The following is a 21,237-nucleotide window of genomic DNA, read 5'->3' on the forward strand; positions in this document are numbered from 1 at the left end:
TTAACATTTATATTCCGCTAAAACCATGTTAACATCAAGCTGGGAATCCTTATTTTGCAAGAAAAATACACTTGGACGGCTCCAATTTTAAAATATACAGTGCATCTGCAGGTTCGGGCAAAACATATGCCCTTGCCAAAACCTACCTAAAATTATTGCTTTCCAACGATTCCGCCATAAAATTCCGTCAAATCTTGGCCATTACCTTTACCAATAAGGCAGTTGACGAAATGAAATCCAGGATTTTGGACAACCTTTTTGCTTTCGGACAAGATGTTGTACCAGAAAAACAGAACGGTCTGTTCTGGGCCATTTGCAACGAACTTTCCCTGTCCGAACAACAATTACGGCAAAGATCGCAACTCATTTTAAAGCGTATTCTCCACAACTACTCTTTTTTTGAGATTTCCACTATAGATAAGTTTAACCATAAGATCATAAAGACCTTTGCAAGAGACCTTCATCTATCACAAAATTTTGAAGTGGAACTCAACACGGACGTCCTATTGGAAGAAGCTGTTGGCAGATTATTAGAGCGCGCCGGGAACGACGAGAACCTTACAGAGGTTTTGATTTCCTTTTCGCTCGAAAAAATTGATGATGATAAAAGTTGGGACATTACCTACGATTTAATGGAAATTGGAAAGCTGCTGTTTCAAGAAAACCATGCCGAACATGTGGAGCCCTTGCGTGAAAAATCCATCAATGATTTTAAGGAAATCCAAAAACGGATAGCAACAGAGAGCAAGGCGATTGAGGAAAAAGTGGTGCAATTGGCTCAAAGTGCACTTCAAGAAATAGAGAATCAAGGATTTGATCTTTCAGATTTTCCCAGACAAACCTTGCCCAATCATTTTAAAAGAATAACCCAAAGTGAATTTAATCCCGGTAAAATATATACCAGTAAAACCTTGGAGCCCAATCTGGTTGAAGGAAAATTACTCAAAGCAAACGACAAAAGGGATGTCACCAATTTGGCCATTATTGTTTTACAACATTATTTGGAACTAAAACAACTCATCTATCGGCGCAGTTTTCTCCAAAACATTTATGGCAACATAGTGCCTATGACGGTCCTGAACGAAATCGCCAAGGAAATCAAGAACATAGAACTAGATCGTGACATTGTTCCCATTACATCACTGAACGCAATTCTCTCCAAAGAAATCAAAAACCAACCTGTACCTTTTATTTATGAGCGGATGGGCGAAAAATACCGCCATTATTTTATAGATGAGTTTCAGGATACCTCCAAAATGCAATGGGAAAATTTGGTACCGTTAATTGGCAATGCCCTGGAGAGTGAAGATGAAAAACAAGAACGGGGATCCCTTTTTTTGGTGGGCGATGTAAAACAGGCCATTTATCGCTGGCGAGGCGGCAGGGCGGAACAGTTCCTGAACCTGATCAATGGAAAATCGCACCCATTTGTTGTGGAACCAAGTGTTCGTTCGTTGGATACGAATTGGCGCAGTTTTGACGAGATCGTCAACTTTAACAATAGCTTTTTTACAGAAACGGCTCCTGTGCTTGCCAATGAAGATTATCGAAACCTCTTTTTGAACTACTCTCATCAAAAAACGCACAACAAGCCCGGTGGCTACGTTCAAATAAGCTTTTTGGACAAGGACGAGAAGGACAAAGATCACGTTTATTGTAATGAGACCCTAAAATATATTCAACACATTATTTCGGAAGAATATGCTTATTCCGACATCTGTGTGCTGGTCCGCGATAACAAAAAGGGCATGTTGTTAGCGGATTATTTGGCGCAACACAAAATCCCTATTATTTCTTCGGATGCTCTATTATTGGCCAATAATGAAAAAGTGAGGTTTTTGATATCCGTTCTTCGAATTTTTGAAAACCTAAAAGACCGGGAAGCAGCATACCATATATTAAGGTATCTATCCCCTGATCAAAATAGTGCCCACGAGTTTATTTCCGGACATTTGGAAAATATAGCGGTATTCTTGGCATCCCAATATAGTTTTAACCTTGTTGATTTAAAGGGACAACCCGTACTCACCATATTGGAAACCGCAATTGTACATTTTGAGCTTTACCAAGGTTCCGTTGCGCACATTTCTTTTTTAATGGACGAGGTGCTCGATCTCGAAAAAAGGGAAGGACCCAGCGTGTATGCCTTTCTTAACTATTGGGAAATAAAAAAAGAATCCCTGTCCATAGCTGCTCCAGATGGGGTCGATGCGGTAAAAATAATGACGATTCACAAAGCCAAAGGACTAGAATTTCCTTTTGTGATTTTTCCATTTGCCAGTGCGGCATTGATCAAAAGGGACAAAAAGTCGTGGGTTGCCGCCACTCCTCAAGAAGACAAGATAGGCCTGAATGAGTTTCTTTTGAATACCAAAAGCGATATGCTGGAGTACAACCCCGTAACACAAGCAAAGTATTTGGAAGTGGAACAAAAGTCCTTGTTGGATGCAATGAATGTCCTTTATGTGGCCCTTACCCGCCCCGTAAAAGGATTGTTCGTAATTACAGAATCCGGTAAAAAAGAAATTGTTACTATCGAAGATGCATCCTCCTATCCAGATCTTTTTCAATGGTATGTTCAGCAAAAAAACCTATCTGAATCCGAGAAAGGTGTTTTTACCATTGGTACATTTCCTGTAAACAATGAATCTTCTTCGACTTTAGAGTCAACCGAAAACTATATCCCATACCTTACGCGGCCCAAAGAAGATACTGGCTTTGCCATTTCCACCAAATCTGGCCGCATGTGGGACGATGAGCGTTTGGAAGCCATAGAAATGGGAAATGTGATACACTTTGTTCTAAGTAAAATCGAAACAGCAAAAGATATTGACCCGATTTTGGAACAGCTGGAAATCGAGGGGCATTTTCCCAAAGGAGCAACTGTCGACATCAAACAAAAAATAATGGCGGTGGTCAACCACCCAAAGTTAAAAGAGCTGTTCCTGGAAAACCATCAAATTTTAAACGAACAGGAAATTCTAACCACAGATGGTCGATCATTACGCCCGGACAGAATTGTACTGGATGGCAATAATGCCTACGTAATCGACTACAAAACCGGCAAACCATCTCCCAAGCACAAAGAGCAGATTGCCAACTACGCAGATGTGTTGAGAGATATGGGCTATAACATCAAAGAATCTGTTATTGTTTATATTGACCAAGAAATAGACCCTATTTTTGTATAAAGCTAAATAAAGATATGTACGGAAAAATTAAAGAACATTTAACCAAAGAGCTGGAAGAAATCAAAGAAGCTGGCCTTTTTAAAAAAGAACGCATCATAACATCACCTCAAGGTGCTGTCATAAAAATTTCCACTGGTGAAGAGGTCATTAATTTTTGTGCGAACAACTATTTGGGGCTATCCTCCCACCCAGATGTGATCCAAGCCGCAAAAGATGCGATGGACACCCACGGCTTTGGAATGTCCTCGGTACGATTTATTTGCGGAACACAGGACATCCACAAAGAATTGGAACAGAAAATTGCCGATTTCTACGGTACCGAGGATACCATATTATATGCCGCCGCTTTTGATGCCAATGGAGGTGTTTTTGAACCCCTGCTCACGGCTGAGGATGCCATTATCTCCGATTCCTTGAACCATGCCTCCATTATAGACGGTGTTCGTTTATGCAAGGCCAAACGATATAGGTATGCCAATAATGATATGGCCGATCTAGAGGTACAACTAAAACAGAGCAAAGCAGATGGAGCCCGTTTTAAGATTATAGTCACCGATGGGGTTTTCTCCATGGACGGTCTAGTGGCCCCATTGGATAAAATTTGCGACCTCGCCGATAAATATGATGCCATGGTAATGATCGATGAGTGCCACGCTGCTGGTTTCATTGGTGAAACAGGTCGCGGTACCTTGGAAGAAAAAGGCGTTATGGACCGAATTGATATTATAACAGGTACTTTGGGCAAAGCCCTAGGTGGTGCCATGGGCGGTTATACCACAGGAAAAAAAGAAATCATTGAACTCCTGCGCCAGCGTTCCAGGCCCTATCTGTTCTCCAATTCCCTGGCACCTGCCATCGTTGGAGCCTCCATTAAGGTTTTTGACATGTTAGACAAGGACACCACATTGCGCGATAAACTTCAGAGCAACACAGAATATTTTAAAAAAGGCATGAAGGAAGCCGGCTTTGACATTATCGACGGGGATTCCGCCATAGTGCCAGTTATGCTCTACGACGCCAAGCTCTCACAGAATATGGCAGACATGCTGTTGGATGAGGGCATATATGTTATTGGATTCTTCTATCCCGTAGTTCCTAAAGGCAAGGCAAGAATACGCGTACAACTATCGGCTGCTCACGAAAAAGAACATTTGGACCATGCCATAAAAGCATTTTCCAAGGTGGGAAAATCGTTAAAGGTCATCTAAATTCGACGAAATGCAATAAATCTTCTGGCAAATGAGTCAAAAAAAAAGAAATTTAGATTTTGTTAATAAGTCTTAACAACTTACATTTGCTGCTGATAAACACTTAAACTTAAAATTTTGAGCATGAAACATCTTAGCAAATTATTGGTTGTTGCTCTTGTATTTGTAGGGATCAACAGCATACAAGCGCAAGACGAAAATAATCCCTGGCAAGTAAGCATAGGGGTGAATGCAATAGACGCTTATCCTACTAACGATAGTAACAATCCATTTTCCAGTACTACGTTGTTCGATGAGTACTTTAACGTATCCGATCACTGGAATATTTTGCCTTCTGTATCTTATGTAGGTGTATCCAAATATGTTGGTGATGGATTTTCTGTTGGAGCCAGAGGTTCCTTGAACAGAATCGAGAAAATCGGAGACTTCGAAGTAGATGAGCTTTCTCACTATGCTATCGATGGTACTATCAAGTACAACATCCTTAAAAACACTACCATTGATCCTTTCGTTGAAATAGGTGGTGGTTATACTTGGATCGATGAAATCGGTGCCGGTACTGTAAACGGTGGTGTTGGTGTTAACTTGTGGTTCTCTGACAACCTTGGTTTAACGCTTCAAACACAATACAAGCATGCTTTCGAAGATTATTTGATTACACACTTCCAACACATGGCAGGTCTTAGCATCAAATTTGGTGGTACTGACACTGATGGTGACGGTATCTACGATAAAGACGATGCTTGTCCAGAAGTTGCTGGTCTAGAAGCCTTCAACGGATGTCCTGATTCTGATGGTGATGGTATCGAGGATGCTAAAGATGCATGTCCTAACGAAGCTGGATCTAAAGAAATGAACGGATGTCCTGACTCTGACGGTGATGGTGTTGCCGATAAAGATGATGCTTGTCCAAGCACTCCTGGTCTTCCTGCACTAGCTGGTTGTCCTGATGCTGACGGTGACGGTATCGCTGACAAAGACGATAAGTGTCCTAACGAAGCTGGTCCTGCTGCAAACGACGGATGCCCTTGGCCTGATACTGATGGAGATGGAGTTCTTGACAAAGATGATCAGTGTCCAGAAATTGCCGGTACTGTTGCTAACAACGGTTGCCCAGAAGTAACTGAAGAAGTACAAAAGCAGTTGAACGACTACGCTAGAACTATCTTGTTCGATACTGGTAAATCTTCTATCAAAGCAGAATCAACTTCTGTAATGGTTGACATTATCCAAATCTTGAACGAGTACCCTAACGCTAAGTTTACTGTAGAAGGTCATACTGATAGTGTAGGTAGCGAAAAATTGAACCAAAAACTTTCTGAAGAAAGAGCTAACTCTGTTAGAGATTTCTTGATCGACAAAGGTATCGCTGCTGATAGATTGACTGCCATCGGTTACGGTGAAGCTAAGCCAATCGCTACCAACAACACAAGAGCTGGTAGAGCACAAAACAGACGAGTTGAAATCAACTTGGTAAAATAATCAGAAACAAAGTTTTCTAGAAAAAGGCTCCGCAAATGCGGGGCCTTTTTTATTTTTAGTCCATGCAACAAACATTCCTTGAATACGTACTGGACGACCTCCAAAACAAACAGTTGAACTTTATCGACTGTACTTTTGTATTGCCCAGTAAACGATCGGGCACTTTCCTAAAAAAACATATATCCAACCGTCTCGAAAAAAACATTTTTAGCCCAGAAATAATCTCCATTCAAGAATTTATAGGAGGGCTATGCGATCTAAAACAAGTTTCCAATATTGACTTATTACTGTTGCTGTTCGAGGTATACAAATCCTCGAACATAGAAGATTCCGATGATTTTGCAGCCTTTATAAACTGGGGACAGACCCTCTTACAAGATTTTAACGAAATTGATGGTTACCTAATTCCCGCTTCGGATATACTCAACTATCTATCCGCCATCAAAGAAATTAACCATTGGTCCACAAGTAAGGATAAATCCGAGCTTATCGAGAACTATCTACAGCTGTGGAAAAACCTCGAAACCATTTACAATACTTTCTACACCGCCTTGTTAGAACAAAAAAAAGGTTACCAAGGCCTTATCCAAAGAGAAGCCGTAAAAGCCCTAAAAAACGAAAGCAATCCAATAATAAGGTCCAACCCGATTATATTTATTGGCTTTAATGCCTTAAATGCGGCCGAATCAACTATCATTCAACATTGCCTAGCTCAAGGGAATGCCCATATTTATTGGGATATAGACGCCTACTTTTTAAACGACAATATACACGACGCCGGATTGTTCATCCGGAACTATCAAAATAATTGGCCGTACTACAAACACGGTCAAAAAATAGATTCTCAGAATAATTTTCTCAAACCTAAAAATATTACCATAACCGGGGTTCCCAAAAACATATCCCAGACCAAATATGTGGGCCAGCTATTAAAAAGGTTAGGGGAAACAAAGGAAATAGACCTTACCAAAACTGCATTGGTACTTGCGGACGAAACTTTACTAAACCCTATGCTCAATGCTGTTCCCAGTAGCATCCCAGAGGTAAACATCACCATGGGGATGCCTTTGGACAAAACAGTTTTGTATTCCTTTTTTGTAAGCTATTTGGAATTACACCTAAATGTTTCCGACCAAGGATGGTTTTTTAAACGTGTCTTGGAATTGCTCTCCAATCCGTACACACTTACCCTATCCGGTGAAGACCACGGCAACTTTGCTCAAAAACTATCCAAAGATATTAAAGAAGGTAACCTACTCTATATAAACAAGGAAGCACTTTTAAAATATCCCAAGGCAGAAGATTTATTGACCCTTATTTTTCATTCAGGAAAAATATCGCCGATGGATTGGATAAACAATTGTCTAGGGCTCATTGAGCGGTTAAAAAACATTTATCAAAACGAGAAAAATGCATTAGAACTGGAATACTTGTACAGATTCTATACTCTTTTCAATCAATTGGGACAATATTTGGACCAAGTGGATTTTGTGGGAGAACTCAGGTCCATTAAAAATCTTTTTAAGCAATTGGCCAATATGGAATCCTTGGATTTTATCGGTCAACCTTTAAATGGTTTCCAGATTATGGGAATGTTGGAAAGCAGAAACTTAGATTTTGACACTGTCATTATCACCTCTGTGAACGAAGGGATTCTTCCCTCAGGAAAGTCAAACAATTCCTTTATACCCTTTGATGTAAAACGTGATTATGGCCTGCCCACTTACAAGGAAAAAGATGCCATTTATGTTTATCACTTTTACCGTTTGATACAACGCGCCAAGAATATTTACATTACCTACAATACAGAACCCGATGTGTTGGAAGGTGGGGAAAAAAGCCGATTGATTTCCCAATTATTGACCGATAAAAATCTTATACCGCACATAGCCCATACTATTGCCACCCCTAAAATATCCATTGAGGCAAAACCACTGATCCAAATGGAAAAGGACAGCCGTTTCATGGATCATCTTATGGCATTTACAGAAAAAGGCTTTTCACCCACTTCGCTTACCAATTATATTCGAAATCCAATCGATTTTTATACCAGAAACATTCTTAAGATCAATGATTTGGATGAAGTGGAAGAAAATATTGCGGCCAACACTTTTGGAACCATTATTCACGATAGCCTAGAGCAGCTATACAAACCGCTCATTAATCAATTTTTGACCGAAGAACATATTAAATCCTTAAAAGAGAAAGTGCCTGAAGTGGTGCAACATCATTTCACCCAAAACCTCTCTGGGGTCGATGTTTCCAAAGGAAAGTTTCTATTGGTGTACAATGTTATCCTCAAGTATCTGCACAATTTCTTGGACGATGAGCTACGTCAACTTAAACGGCACGAAATCAAAATATTGGCACTCGAGGAACGTTACGAAGAAATAATTACAGTTCCCGGGGTCGATTTTCCGATCACCCTAAAGGGAACATTGGACCGTGTAGATCAGTTTGATGGAACCGTGCGCATTATCGACTACAAAACCGGTAAAGTAGAGCCAAAAAATGTAAAAGTCACAGATTGGAACGAACTGATCACGGATTACGACAAGAGCAAAGCGTTCCAATTGCTATGCTATGCTTATCTGTTTTCCAAAAAACACAATATTGGCGAAGTACAGGCCGGCATTATATCCTTTAAGCACTTGGGCAAAGGCCTGTTTCCGTTTTCAGAGGAGAAGAATACCCGAATACATTCGGATACTCTTGCAACCTTTGAAAAATACTTGTTCTTACTTATACAGGAAATATGCAACCCTACTATTCCCCTGATCGAAAAGGCGGTCTAATTATTTTAAATCGGGACGCGTGGGGCGTACTTCTATTTTACTGGGCAAGGTACGTGGGTGCATGGTCAACAAATCAACGACCAATTTCCCGATATCCTCTGGCTGTATCTTCCACGCATCTTTATCCGATGGGTCGTTGTTGTTAAAATTACTGGACACCGATCCCGGCATAATCGTGGTGACCTTTATATTGTATTGTCTTAAATCGAGCATTGCGGCCTGGGTAAATCCTACCACGCCAAATTTTGTGGCATTGTAGCCCGCTGCGGTGGCAAAAAAGTTGGTTCCCGCCAAGCTTGCCAAGGTCATATAATACCCTTCCGATGTTTTTAAAGCCTCTACGGATGCTTTTAAGGTGTGGTACACCCCGTTCAGGTTAGTATTTATCATCTGATGCCATTTATCGTCCTCCAATTCATCGATCGGTGCAAAATGACCCACTCCTGCGTTCGCCATAACCACATCCAACTGCCCCCATGTCTCGAGAACAGCGGCAACGGCCTTTTTCTCATCGCCCAATTTGGAAACATCGGATACCAAGCCCAATACCCTATCCGGTTTATTCAGCCTTTTTACAGCTTCATCGGCACTTTCTTGACTTCGTCCACTAATCGCTACTTTCATGCCCTGCTCCAACAAGCTTTCGGCAATCCCATATCCGATACCCTTGGTTCCTCCAGTAATGTACGCTACTTTTCCTTCTAATTTCATGTTGATTTTGTTTTGAAGTAAAGTTCAAAAAAGCATGGGCCAAATACAAAAAACAGATATTAAAAGGTTGATAAAGTTTGTTGCAGGAAAGGAGGACACGCTAAACCATGGTATAAAATATGGTACATTTACGGTCAGTGATATGATTTATTAAGCCATGGCAAAAAGTAGATTGATAATTTTACTGGTACTTTGTTTGAACCAGGCAATCGCACAAGATCAAAACGACATTACGCAATTTAACAGCGCACTGAACAAATTCCTAAATGTTCGTGATTTATGTATTTCAGAAAATGGTAGCGAAGCATTTTTTACTATTCAGAGCCCATTGCAAGATATTTCCCAAATCGCCTTTATCCAAAAAAAGGGAAACGAATGGACAGAGCCCGAACTGATGTCTTTTTCGAGTTCTTATATGGATTTGGAACCGTTTTTGTCTCACGATGGAAAACGATTATTCTTTGTTTCCAATAGACCATTGGACGACTTGAGCAAAGAAAAAAAAGATTTTGACATCTGGTATGTGGAACGAGGTGGTTCTGACCAAGAATGGTCCATGCCCAAAAACATTGGCGCTCCCATAAATTCGGACCTAAATGAATTTTATCCATCATTAAGTAAAAACAACAACCTATACTTTACCTTGGAGTCGCCGAACGGACTTGGAAAAGATGATATTTACTTCTCACGTTGGGAAAATGGTTCTTATTCAACACCACAACTATTGGATAAAAACATTAATACTCCCGGGTATGAATTCAATGCCTTTATTTCCAAAGAAGAGGACTTTATTCTTTTTTCCCGATATAACGAAGAGGATGGTCTAGGTAGTGGGGATATCTATATTTCCGTAAAAGATGATCGGGGAAACTGGGAAAAAGCGAGAAATATTGGAGCTCCGATCAATACCAAATACATGGAATATTGCCCGTTCTATCACGAAGGAGACCAAACGCTCTATTTTACTAGTCGTCGCAACGAACTATCCCCCAAGTTATTCAACTCTGTATCGGAATTTCAAGAATACACGTACGAAAGCAATAATGGATTGAGTAAAATCTATATGACCCAATTAAAAATCAAGGGCATCACTAAAGAGTAGAAGCATCATTAACCAAATTGAAAACCATACCGCTCCTCATATTACGGAGCCCCAACGGCTACAGGAGTATGGTGTGGGAATTTTTAAAGCTTTGCCCACCAAATCGGCACTTAAAAAGGCTTTAAAGAAAAGATATATAACTGTAAATGGAATACATGCCACCACCGCGACCATAATTTCTGGTGGAGAACACATTGTTTTATCCATTCCTCAAAAAAATATACCCAAAAGGCAACTTATACTTCCCCTTAAAGTATTGTTTGAGGATGACCATCTGGCCGCTATACACAAACCTGCTGGCATTGAAGTGAGCGGCAACAAGTTCAGGACCATCGCCAATGCTTTGCCGCAGAACCTACAACCCAGTTCGCTATCAGATGCTGTAACTCCCCAACCTGTCCACCGTTTGGATTATGCCACCACGGGTATTGTTTTGGTGGGCAAAACGAGCACTAGCATCCGTGCTTTAAACAAACTGTTTGAGGATAAGCTAATTTGCAAAACCTATTATGCCGTTACCATTGGAAAGATGAGATCCAATGGAGCAGTTACCACGGAGATAGATGGAAAACCCTCCCAATCGGATTATAATGTAATGGAATCCGTGCCGTCGGAACGTTTCGGTACATTGAATTTAGTAGAATTACGTCCCAAAACGGGCAGAAGGCATCAATTGCGAAAACATCTTCACGGTTTGGGGCATCCTATTCTGGGAGACAAAGATTACGCGATAGAGGGGTTGGTTTTAAAAGGGAAGGGCCTGTACCTGCACGCACACGCTTTGGAGTTTGAGCATCCGTTTACTAAAAAAACCATCAAAATAACAGATGTGCTGCCTGAAAAGTTTGGGATGATATTTCATTATAAACGAATATAAGGTTTGATGTTACCATCGAACAAAACCGTAACAAAACCTGGCCCAGCTCGTCATAAATTACAATCAATCAAAAAAATAAAATGACGAAATCAACAACACAGAAAAAAGAAGCGTGGAGTACCATAGGCATCTTCTTACTACTTCTAATTGCATTTAGTTCCATTGCATATTATGCAATTCTAAAATTAAATCCCACGAGTATCTATATAGGTTTATTAATGATTTCTCCCGCTTTAGCAGCCTTTCTTACCCTAAAAATCAAAAAACGCCCTATTTCCAGTTTACCTTGGAGTCTTAAGAATCCAAAATATGTAAAATTCGCATACCTAACCCCTCTACTTTATATTTCCGTTGCCTATGTTTTGCTCTGGCTTTTTGGTTTTGCAAATTTTATGAGCCCAGAAACCATTGCGGAATGGAGCAACGAACTGGGCATAGCAAAATCCAATAAATCCATCGTAATAGCTGTGATGGGAATTTTACTGTTGACAGTTGGAGTAATTAAAAACTTAGGCTCTACCTTGGGAGAGGAAATAGGTTGGCGCGGCTTTCTCATATTCGAATTGCGAAAAGTAATGTCTTTTAAAGCCCTAACTATTGTGAGTGGCGTTATTTGGGCTGTTTGGCATTACCCAGTGATCAATCTGATTTACGGAAGGGGAGAAAACCTTCTAATGCACACAGGTACTTTCACTATAATGATCATGGGCATATCTGTGATTTTGGCCTATTTCACGTTTAAATCCAAAAGCCTATGGCCAGCCGCCATTTATCATTCAGTTCACAATATTTATATTCAGAAAATTTGTACACCATTGACCATTTCCAATGAAAACACTGTGTTTTGGATAGATGAATATGGTTTTATGATTCCAATAGTTACAACTGTTTTTGCAGTTTACTTTTGGATAAAAGCTGGGAAGGAAAAGTTATAGCACAAAAAAAAGCACCCTGTTTGAGGTGCTTTTACATTTTTGGTGGAGAATACCGGATTCGAACCGGTGGCCTCTTGCCTGCCAGAAAGAGGATTACTATACTATATCGAATCAAAAAATCACATATTTATTTGTTTTTCAGTATTTTAAAAAATTTTATGTTTATTTGATTTCAATTAAAACCACCTATTTGCGTGCAAATTGCGTGCAAATTTTTTTTACCTTTGATTAGGATGAATACTAATATAAAACTTTCTTTAGATACGCGTAGGAAGAAAAAAGATGACTCCTATCCTATTATTTTACGGTTAACCCATTTTCGAAAAACAACTTCCATAAGCTTAGGTCAATCAATAAAAAAGGAATTTTGGGATAATAAAAACGAGAAAGTTAAAAGAGCATTCAAAGGAACTTCATCAGTTAGTAAACTAAATAATCAACTCTTAAAAGAAAAGACCAGAGCGGTCGACATAATTAATGACCTGAACGAAAAGGACGAGCTTAACTTTTTATCCATTTTGCAGCTTAAGAAGAAGATTGTAAAAACCGCATCATTGGATTCATTTTTTAAGTTTAGCGAGGATATTGTCGATGAGTTAAAAGCAGCTGAACGTTATGGTAATGCAAACACATACTACGCGGTAATTAAGGTATTGGAGAAATTCGTTGATGGAAATGATATCAAATTCAACGAAATCAATTATGATTTTCTCAAAAGATTTGAGAACTGGCACTTTTCCAAAGGTAATTCTGTTAACAGCCTATCGACGTATATGAGAACAATCAAAGCGGTCTTTAACAAGGCCATTAAGTCTGATGTTGTTTCCAGAGATGCTTATCCTTTTACACATTATAAGATTAAAACTACTCCTACAGAAAAAAGAGCGCTTGACATTAAAAGCATCAAATCAATTATGCTTTTAAAACTGGAAGAAACGGATAGTCTGTTTCACTATAGAAATTATTTCCTTGCCTCTTACATGCTTTATGGTATTTCCTTTATGGACTTGGCTTTTTTAAGGGTTCAAAATATCATTGACAACCGAATTAAATTCCAAAGAAAAAAAACATCAAAACCGTATGATATTAACATTACGCCTCAGTTAAAGGAAATCCTCTCGTTTTATCTTAGGGATAAAGAGAGGTCTGAGTTTATATTTCCAATAATTAAAAGAGCCACATTTGAACTTCAATATAAAGACGTCTTATGGGCACGGAAGAGATATAATAAAGGACTTAAAGAAATTGCAATAAAATGCAAGATAGAACAGCGGTTGACTTCATATGTATCTCGTCATAGTTTTGCAACCCAAGCTATGCTGCAGGACGTTCCCTTACAAGCTATTTCTTCAATGCTTGGCCATAATCGACTATCAACTACTCAAATATATCTGAAGTCCCTACCGAATAATATACTAGACAATTATAATCAGAAGTTGGTTAAACTGTAGCCTTAACCCATTCTAGTCCCAAATCCTTACCTTTAACTTCAGCGCATGGATCCTGGCCTATTTTTGTAGCGTTTGGGAAGATAAGCGTTGAACAAAAATAGGATAGGGCGCTGTCCTACTTTTGGCCATTATCCTCCAACCATTTTTGGTATAGTACCTTTGCCTCTGGGTTTTCTTTAAAGAATGTCCCGTAGTGTTCAATGGTATCATGCTGACCTTTTAAATAAGCAGCCTCTTCCTTCTTGGCTATCCTTGATACCTGATGGATTGAAAAACCAAGGACCAAAAGGACCGCGACCAACAACCCCCAAGCAAGTTTTGTGGCCCAACTGGGCAATAGAATGGATCGCTCTACTTTATGAAGAATCCTTTGCATCAATCTTTGTTGTTCCTCAATATTGTCTTTTTGGTTGTTGCCGTACTCCTTTAGAAGATTATTTAACTCAGTGGTGTCAGGCCTTAATGGAAGGTTTTTCAAATTTTCATGTGCCTTTTCCAATCGGCCGATGCTCTTCTCAAAGCCGTTGATTTCCTCAGTCAACAGTTCCGCTATTTCATCCAGTTTTGCCATGTTGTTGTATTTAGATTCCTATTCCAGTGTCCCTGACCACTTTTATGGCCAATTTTATGGTTTTCTTTATGATGGTCTGAGTCAAACTTGTCGGGATATTCACTGTCCTGCCCAAAAGCTGCATGCTCTTGTCCTTGGCGATTCGTTGTGCCATGTTCCTTTCAAAGTTCATTTGACGGGCAATCCGGCCCATGGACATGGACCGGTGCACCTCGCTTCCCTTGAGATTGGTTCCCTTATGCTCAAAACGGAAACCCTGCAATTGGTTCTGCCTGTTAATGCTCGGGATGACCTTTACATTGTTCTGCTCCATGGACTTGATGTACTGGTCAAAGTCCCTTGGCCGCTCCCTGGCCATGACCTTTTCATGGATCTTCTGTATTTCAGAGCGGACATGTTGCATCCGGTAGAGTTTTTCCTGCTGTACCTCCCTTACCGTGGTCAGGTCCATTTGTTTGGCCACCCGCTCCGCTACTTGTTGGCTACGCTTCCCGATAAAACTGTCGTTATAGGCCTTCCCCTGAAAGTTTATCCGGTTGGCATACAGGTGGACATGCACATGTTCCTTGTCCCTATGGACAAAGGCAACGGCCTGATGCTGCTTGAGGTTCATTTCCTTAAGGAACCTTTCGGTCATTTCCTTGAGCTGTTCCCTTTCCAGTTTCCTCCCGTCCTCAATGGTGGGACTCAGCACAAAGCTCAGCGTGTTCTTCCGGCACAGTTCGTTCTGCTCTTGGATGACCTTGAACTCCTCGGTAATCTCCCGAGGGGTCTCCCCGGCCAGATATTGGCTGTGGACAATCTCCGATCCTTTCTCCTGGTTCATCCCATAGCTCATCGAGGCTGCAGTGTGCGATATGGATTTGCCCATGCCAATCATTTCTTAAAATTTAAAAGGTGTTGTCGTATCTCTTTGGCCAGTTGAGCAGTTTCCTCTGCCAACTTGGGGTTCCGCTTCCGGAACATGTTCGTGATTAATTTGAAGTTCCGCTGGTATTTGACCAATAGTTTATAGGCCTCTATCTGTTCGTCCGTCATCCGCTCCACTATCCGGTCTTCGAAGGCCGCACGGCGGCAGTACTCACTGAGGGAAAGACCGCTCTTCCGGGCCTTGATCTTCAGCAGTTTCTTCTCGTAGACCGAGCACCGGAACTGGACGAACTCTTTCTTCATTTTTCCATCATCTTTTGCGACCTTCGGGAGCAAAAGCAAGATTTGTCATGACAATGACACATCTTGAATTCGTTGCCGAACTTCATCCTTCGCGCTTTTTACCTTCCATTCGTTCATGTCCTTAAAATCCTCATAGAGAAATGACATATCCCTGCTGTTCGGGCACTTTTCCAATAACAGTTCCGTCATCCCCAGTCCCGTTTTGTCCCTATCAAGAAACAGCTCCACATTTTCATATTCCCCTATCTCTGTGGTCATCCGTTTTACAAAGGCCGTGGTGTTCAATATCAAAAGGTCATGGCCGTTCCCGATTTCTGGCATCAGCTCCAATAGGGTAAGCATATCGAACACACCTTCTGTAATGGCCAATTTCTTGAATCTCTTCCCGATCATCGAAACATCCTTTGGCGATGTGGACCCTTTCCAATATCTGTTTCGCAGCTCCCAGCCTCCCGACCTGTTCCTGAGTCCGATGGCAAAGTATTTTCGACCACCTATTCGATAATGGATTTCCTTGCAAAGTTTTCTTGCGGTCTTGGTCGAGATCTTTCTGGAGCTCAGATAGTTTTGTAGGGCCCGGTGTTCGATTTCCTTTACCTCGATGATTTCAATAGGATTGGCATTATGTTCAGTTTTGGTTGGATTCGGCCGCCGGTGAAAAGAAAAATGGTCCATATTTCCGGACAAACGCTCCAATGCCTCCCTTACGGAACAGTTCTCCATTTTCATGACCAGGTCTATGGTACTGCCCCCTTCGAAGGTCCCGAAGTCTATCCAATAGTTTTTCTTCAATGATACCTTGAAAGAGGCTTGGGTCTCGCTCCGGAACGGGCTGAGGAACCAAGCTTCTTTTTCCGTTTTCCGGACTGGAAAGTGCCCCGACTTGGCCAGCGAGGAAACGATGTCAATGTTGCGGGCTTTTTCGCAGTCCATTCTCTTTTCTTTCATGGTTCTGTTTTTAATCGATTTTTGATGATTTGATGACAAATCTCTGGGAGACCCTGTAAATACTGGTTGTTCCCCCGTCATCACTTTGTCATCGTTTCATCACTTTTGTTTTTTTCTTCATTGTCCCTGTCATCATTTTTTATTTTGATGACAGAATGATGACAAAGTGATGACAGCCTGAACCCTTATAAACACTGGGCTTATATCAATCTGTCATCAAATCATCAAAATTTTGGACCAAAAAATTCTTTTTTATGGTAAAGTACCTTCCCTTGGCGTCCTCGATGTTGATCTCACCGGTGTTCCAGATGGTAATCTTTTGGTACTTATTGGAATTGGGCTGGTTGTCCAGTTTCCAATCATTTTTCAGCAACCGCCTCAGTTGGGTAAGGTCGGTCTTGACCCGTGTGCGGTTGAGCATGTGCAGGGCATCGATGGGACAAAGGTCCACATAGTCCATCTCGAACTTTTCCATGGCACTGAGCAATAGGCTGGCCAGTTCCTTCTCCACCCTGTTCCGGTTATTGTTCACCAGTTTCTTCAGTGCTGTGGTATAAACCTGTTTGGGCGTGAACCACATTCGGGTTCTTTGTTTTGTGCTGTATTCCCTTTTTGACAGGAAATCCAAAAAAGCGGGCACTTCCTTGGACAACTGGTCCAAGAAATCGGTGTCCTCCCTTTTAAGTGAAGGAATCTTCCTAACCCAGAACCTGGTCTCATGGGCATCGATCTTGATAAAACTGTCCTCGTTATTACTACAGAGGATGAACTTCCCGAAGAACTCCACTTCCCGTTTGTCCTTTCCCTTGGCCTCCAGTTTGTTCCGGTTGGTGGTGCTCAGATATTTGATGCGCTCAGTAAGCTCCTCTTTGTTGAACAATACCTCGTCAACGCATATCAGCAGCTTGTTAGCCCAGTCCGCATTGAATTGGCTTGCAAAGCTGTCATTGGTCAGATAGGTAAGGTTGTTGCCAAAAATTTCCTTGAGCCATTTGAGGAACGTGCTTTTCCCGGTGTTCCTTTCCGTGGAGACCAGACAGAGGATGGGGAGCACCTGCACCGGTCTTTGGTACAGGAGTTTCAGATAGTCCAATCCCAGCTCCAGCTGGTTGCCGAAGATATGCCCCAAAAAGGCCCGTGTCCTTTTGATGCTTCCCTCTTTCGGTTGGTGCGACAATGGGGAATAGGTATTGTAGAAACCATGGTGCTCCTTTTTAAAATCCACATGGCAGGGAATACAGGCGAACCCATCATATTTGGGCACCTTGCCCAGATAGTCCTTGCCATGGTCCTGCTTGATGATATGCTCGTTCCAAGGGACCAGCTGCTCGTTGAAATGTCCGGAAATGGTCGGAACCCTGACCAACTTGTAAAAAGTGGTCCCGACCCTTATGTATGGTACTGTTTCCATATTGGTGCTTTTTGGAATTTTGTGATTACTTCCACTTTTGGTGAATCCACAAATAATTTAAAAATGATTCCGTGGCTAAGGATTTGAATCCACAATCGTATCGCTTTCCGGCAATGGCTTACGTTGGTTCTGTAGCAACCAACTGACTATCTTTTCCCTTTCAAAGAATATCAGTTTTCCATTGGGCTTGGAGTGCGGAATTTGCCCCGCAGCGGTAAGCTTGTACAGATAGCTTCTTGATATGCCGGTGTAATCACAGGCCTCATCAAATGTGAGCACCTCTTTGTTGGCTATCATTAGCCTTTCCAAACGGTCGAGCCGTTCGAGTATCAAAAAATTGTCCATTTTGTTTCTTTTTATAGATTAAAAATGAACAAAAGCGCTTTTGTTTTCTTTTGAAGAATTCTTTGGATAAAGATAAAAAGAAGGCGAAACGAAAGTATGATGGAATAGATAGTTTTATTCACAAATATCTGATATACAGTTTTTTAAATCAAAACAATTCAGATTAAATAGCATTGATGAATCCTTTGATTTATTTGGTTTTATTTGATACCAAATCAAGCTATTTTTAATATGGGCTAATAGGTGGTTGAATAGAAGAAATTGAGGTTATCAACAATTAAGACTAGCAGAAGTCGAAAACTGGTGTTATAGAAGAGGTGGATTTTTGTGTTTGTTTATTTCAAGTTTTAATGCCTCTGATAGAAAGCTAAACATTTCTGGGAAAAACTGTTCTAAAATTCGTTCTTATTGTGATACTCATGAATATCAATTAAAACGGTTAACTCAATGAAAATAAAAAAACAAACCATCCCTTTAAACACTGGATTTAAAATACGGCTAAGAAAACTGTCAAACCAATGACGTTCATTCAATCTGCTTACAAACAAACTTTAATGATGATATTCCCTTAATTTAGTTATATACTACTGGAGGATAATCAAAAACATTCCAAAATGGGCCGTAAGTTTTACAAAAAACCCCACAACTGGCGTTGGCAACGATTTTATGAATTGAAGAATTCCCAGACTTCTTTGGAGCAAGAACTGGAACAATACCATTTAGACAAATCTGGAGGCCATGTCCATGATATGTACTGGAACAACCTAAGGGACCCTTTGGCCGCTTTGAATGGTTATATTCCCGGTTTCCACTGTTGTGTTGATTGCTATTATAGCGACATTGGCATGGGAAGCCAAGAGGATATCTGCGAATACAATTATCAAAGGGTGTACGAGAAGGTCATCAGCCAGGAAAGGACGGTTCAGAAGTTAAATATTGGTGATATGCTGCCTTGGGATTCACGTCTACAAGAACTTCAAAAGACCTTGGTACCGGGAAACCAAATCGAGGAAAGACTGCACTCCTATTTTAAGGATTTGAATAATCTACCAGACACTATGGACAAGACCGTGGAATGCCTACGAAAAGCGATTGGTGATCTATCAAATATTGAAATAATCAGAAAGGCGGTAGGCCCAGAACATGGGGAGTTTATTGCAAAGTGGTGCAGTTTGTTGTCCCTTTTTTGGTTGAGAGGTCCTGAATCTTGGACACCGGAAAGCGGAAAACACATCCTTGATCACCTTTTCACAGCATACGATGTGCCCAGTTTTCTCAATGAACAATGGTTCCCAAATCCCAGTGGCGGCTTGGGAAGAGACTACATTCCCTTCAAGTGGATATGCTGGTACTTGATTATTGGACAAGGTGGAAGTCTTAAGAACGCGTCAGAATACTTTGGATGGAATATTTCCAATAAATTCCAGCACTTTCTTAAAGATGCACCCAACACCGATTACCCCATGGAATCATGTCTCTATGCAGAAATACGAAGGTTGGGAGGGAACCAACAGGACTTCATGCGCATTATGTACAGTCGTTCACTGGTGATTGACCCGACGGAACGGACGTCCGATGAGCCTTATCGCAGATTTTGGAAAAACACGGTGATATGGTTGATTAGGAACCGAGAGTCAATAAGCGACGAGGAAAGCAACCTAATAATTGATTGGGCTCTTCATCGATATACTGAAGCGACTCGTAATGGTAATGAAGCGGAATTTACATGGAAGGGGAGGACGGTAAATAACGTGCTCGCGGCCAGCGAGGAATATTTGGCCTCCCGATACTTGCCCTCATGGATAGGATACCAATGGGAGGGGCATTATTGGGATTGGACCTTTACGGACGGGAAGGACAATACATGGGATTTTGTGGAACTGACCAACGGCAAACAATTGTATGAAGAAGGACGGATTATGTGTCATTGTGTGGGAACCTATGCAGGAAGGTGCGCCTCGGGCACTTCGGCAATTTTCTCCCTGAAAAAGAATGGAAACAGGGTCATTACAATCGAGATAAGTCCAAAGTTCCGCATATTGGTACAGTGCTTGGGCAAAGGCAACAGAAGACCTTCGGAGGAGGAATCCAAAGTGACCAAGCAGTGGTTGTCAAGTGTCTGTAGCAAAGATTTATAGGGAATTTTTCCACTTAAAAGATGACATTTGCTACATTTGGTTATATACCATAAAAACAAGATGAAACCAACCTTTTCCACTCTTCTAGTCATTCTCCTTTTTAAATGGTCCGGTGCACAGGAACTGCCCTTGGATAAACTTGACGAAGCTATAGCCGTCTACACCTCCAAAGTTGAAGATGCAGCCTTGTTGAACAACTGTGGCCATGCATTTGATGGCCCCGCCTTTCTATTGAAACAGGCGGAGAACAATTGGCTTGATTTTGCACTCTATATCAGCAGTAATTCCAAAAGCTCCATCGGCAGGGAAATTTATAGCCGATACGTCTTGTTGGGCCAATTGGACAACACCCATTTTGCCAAGGAAAAGGTCGAGGAAATCCTACAAAAAATCTCAAAGAACGTTTCCCGTAAAGGGGTAAACTACAAATTGAGCATACTTAAATCGGATGAAATCAATGCTTTCGCCACTCTTGGTGGCTATCTCTATATCACTACCGGACTATTGGACTTTGTGGATTCCTATGACGAACTGGCCTTCATCATTGGTCATGAGGTTGCCCATGAGGACCGATTGCACACCCAGCGTAAAGTGACCAAGCTCACACTCTCCACTGATCTAGGGGATATGACCCGAATGGAAGGTTTTGCGGAAATAGCTAGTAAAATCAACAAAACACTGGCCCCGCCCTTTGATCAAATTGACGAATATGAGGCCGACAAAGTCGGCTTTGAGCTTGCCAAGGCCGCAGGTTACGATGTGAACCGGTTTGCGGATTTCTTCAAAAAATTGGAGCGATATGAAAAACAGGATTTGCTAAGAAAGCTTACTTCGACACACCCCTTTGCAGAACATAGAAAGAACTGCGTACACTCCTACATAGACAACAATAGATAAAA

At 41.1% G+C, this 21,237-nt stretch carries 17 protein-coding genes; 10 read left to right on the forward strand and 7 right to left on the reverse strand.

Annotation, left to right across the window (positions count from 1 at the left end; genetic code table 11):
- Positions 1-71 precede the first annotated feature (71 nt).
- From ABTP35_RS05965 to ABTP35_RS05980, 4 genes are all read left to right on the forward strand, one after another.
- Complete coding sequence (locus ABTP35_RS05965) at positions 72-3,191, forward strand: UvrD-helicase domain-containing protein (RefSeq protein ID WP_293298340.1); 3,120 nt, start codon at positions 72-74, stop codon at positions 3,189-3,191.
- Positions 3,192-3,205: 14 nt separating this feature from the next.
- A complete protein-coding gene (gene kbl / locus ABTP35_RS05970) occupies positions 3,206-4,399 on the forward strand; it encodes a glycine C-acetyltransferase (protein WP_224836068.1) in 1,194 nt (397 codons plus the stop codon).
- A 123-nt stretch (positions 4,400-4,522) separates the two neighbouring features.
- A complete protein-coding gene (locus ABTP35_RS05975; protein WP_224836067.1) occupies positions 4,523-5,881 on the forward strand; it encodes an OmpA family protein in 1,359 nt (452 codons plus the stop codon).
- 62 nt (positions 5,882-5,943) lie between these two features.
- Positions 5,944-8,676 carry a PD-(D/E)XK nuclease family protein gene (locus tag ABTP35_RS05980; RefSeq protein ID WP_293298336.1) on the forward strand — a complete coding sequence of 911 codons (2,733 nt, stop codon included), beginning with the start codon at positions 5,944-5,946 and terminating at the stop codon, positions 8,674-8,676.
- Here ABTP35_RS05980 and ABTP35_RS05985 read toward each other — a convergent pair whose 3' ends face one another.
- Complete coding sequence (locus ABTP35_RS05985) at positions 8,677-9,387, reverse strand: SDR family oxidoreductase (protein WP_224836065.1); 711 nt, start codon at positions 9,385-9,387, stop codon at positions 8,677-8,679.
- 157 nt (positions 9,388-9,544) lie between these two features.
- On the opposite strand from ABTP35_RS05985, the gene ABTP35_RS05990 reads away from it, so the two are divergent.
- From ABTP35_RS05990 to ABTP35_RS06005, 4 genes are all read left to right on the forward strand, one after another.
- On the forward strand, positions 9,545-10,489 hold the full coding sequence (locus ABTP35_RS05990) for a hypothetical protein (protein WP_293298333.1): 945 nt from the start codon (positions 9,545-9,547) through the stop codon (positions 10,487-10,489).
- A 73-nt stretch (positions 10,490-10,562) separates the two neighbouring features.
- Entirely contained in the window at positions 10,563-11,366 is an 804-nt protein-coding gene (locus tag ABTP35_RS05995) for an RluA family pseudouridine synthase (RefSeq protein WP_293298330.1), read from the forward strand.
- 80 nt (positions 11,367-11,446) lie between these two features.
- The gene (locus ABTP35_RS06000) at positions 11,447-12,301 is read left to right on the forward strand and encodes a type II CAAX endopeptidase family protein (protein ID WP_293298327.1); all 855 of its coding nucleotides are present in this window, start codon (positions 11,447-11,449) and stop codon (positions 12,299-12,301) included.
- 233 nt (positions 12,302-12,534) lie between these two features.
- Positions 12,535-13,752: a site-specific integrase gene (locus ABTP35_RS06005; protein WP_293298324.1), complete on the forward strand. Its 1,218-nt coding sequence runs from the start codon at positions 12,535-12,537 to the stop codon at positions 13,750-13,752.
- Positions 13,753-13,867: 115 nt separating this feature from the next.
- Here the strand turns inward: ABTP35_RS06005 and ABTP35_RS06010 are convergent, their stop codons facing one another.
- The 6 genes from ABTP35_RS06010 to ABTP35_RS06035 all read right to left on the reverse strand — a co-directional run bounded on the left by ABTP35_RS06010 (position 13,868) and on the right by ABTP35_RS06035 (position 18,200).
- A complete protein-coding gene (locus tag ABTP35_RS06010) occupies positions 13,868-14,323 on the reverse strand; it encodes a DUF6730 family protein (RefSeq protein WP_252080896.1) in 456 nt (151 codons plus the stop codon).
- A gap of 10 nt (positions 14,324-14,333) precedes the next feature.
- On the reverse strand, positions 14,334-15,194 hold the full coding sequence (locus ABTP35_RS06015; protein ID WP_252080897.1) for a relaxase/mobilization nuclease domain-containing protein: 861 nt from the start codon (positions 15,192-15,194) through the stop codon (positions 14,334-14,336).
- A 5-nt stretch (positions 15,195-15,199) separates the two neighbouring features.
- On the reverse strand, positions 15,200-15,496 hold the full coding sequence (gene mbpA / locus ABTP35_RS06020) for a mobilization protein MbpA (RefSeq protein ID WP_275614204.1): 297 nt from the start codon (positions 15,494-15,496) through the stop codon (positions 15,200-15,202).
- 45 nt (positions 15,497-15,541) lie between these two features.
- Positions 15,542-16,444, reverse strand: a complete 903-nt coding sequence (locus ABTP35_RS06025) for a CHC2 zinc finger domain-containing protein (protein WP_293298316.1) — start codon at positions 16,442-16,444, stop codon at positions 15,542-15,544.
- A gap of 205 nt (positions 16,445-16,649) precedes the next feature.
- Positions 16,650-17,855, reverse strand: coding sequence for a primase-helicase family protein (locus ABTP35_RS06030; RefSeq protein WP_275614202.1), 1,206 nt, complete (start codon positions 17,853-17,855; stop codon positions 16,650-16,652).
- A gap of 75 nt (positions 17,856-17,930) precedes the next feature.
- Positions 17,931-18,200: a helix-turn-helix domain-containing protein gene (locus tag ABTP35_RS06035; protein WP_293298313.1), complete on the reverse strand. Its 270-nt coding sequence runs from the start codon at positions 18,198-18,200 to the stop codon at positions 17,931-17,933.
- 614 nt (positions 18,201-18,814) lie between these two features.
- On the opposite strand from ABTP35_RS06035, the gene ABTP35_RS06040 reads away from it, so the two are divergent.
- Positions 18,815-20,338: a PcfJ domain-containing protein gene (locus ABTP35_RS06040; protein WP_293298310.1), complete on the forward strand. Its 1,524-nt coding sequence runs from the start codon at positions 18,815-18,817 to the stop codon at positions 20,336-20,338.
- Between the two features lie 60 nt (positions 20,339-20,398).
- Positions 20,399-21,235 carry a M48 family metallopeptidase gene (locus ABTP35_RS06045; RefSeq protein WP_293298307.1) on the forward strand — a complete coding sequence of 279 codons (837 nt, stop codon included), beginning with the start codon at positions 20,399-20,401 and terminating at the stop codon, positions 21,233-21,235.
- Positions 21,236-21,237 lie beyond the last annotated feature (2 nt).

Origin of the sequence: Flagellimonas alginilytica (assembly GCF_042134605.1) — a bacterium.
Classification (GTDB): Bacteria; Bacteroidota; Bacteroidia; order Flavobacteriales; family Flavobacteriaceae; genus Flagellimonas; species Flagellimonas alginolytica.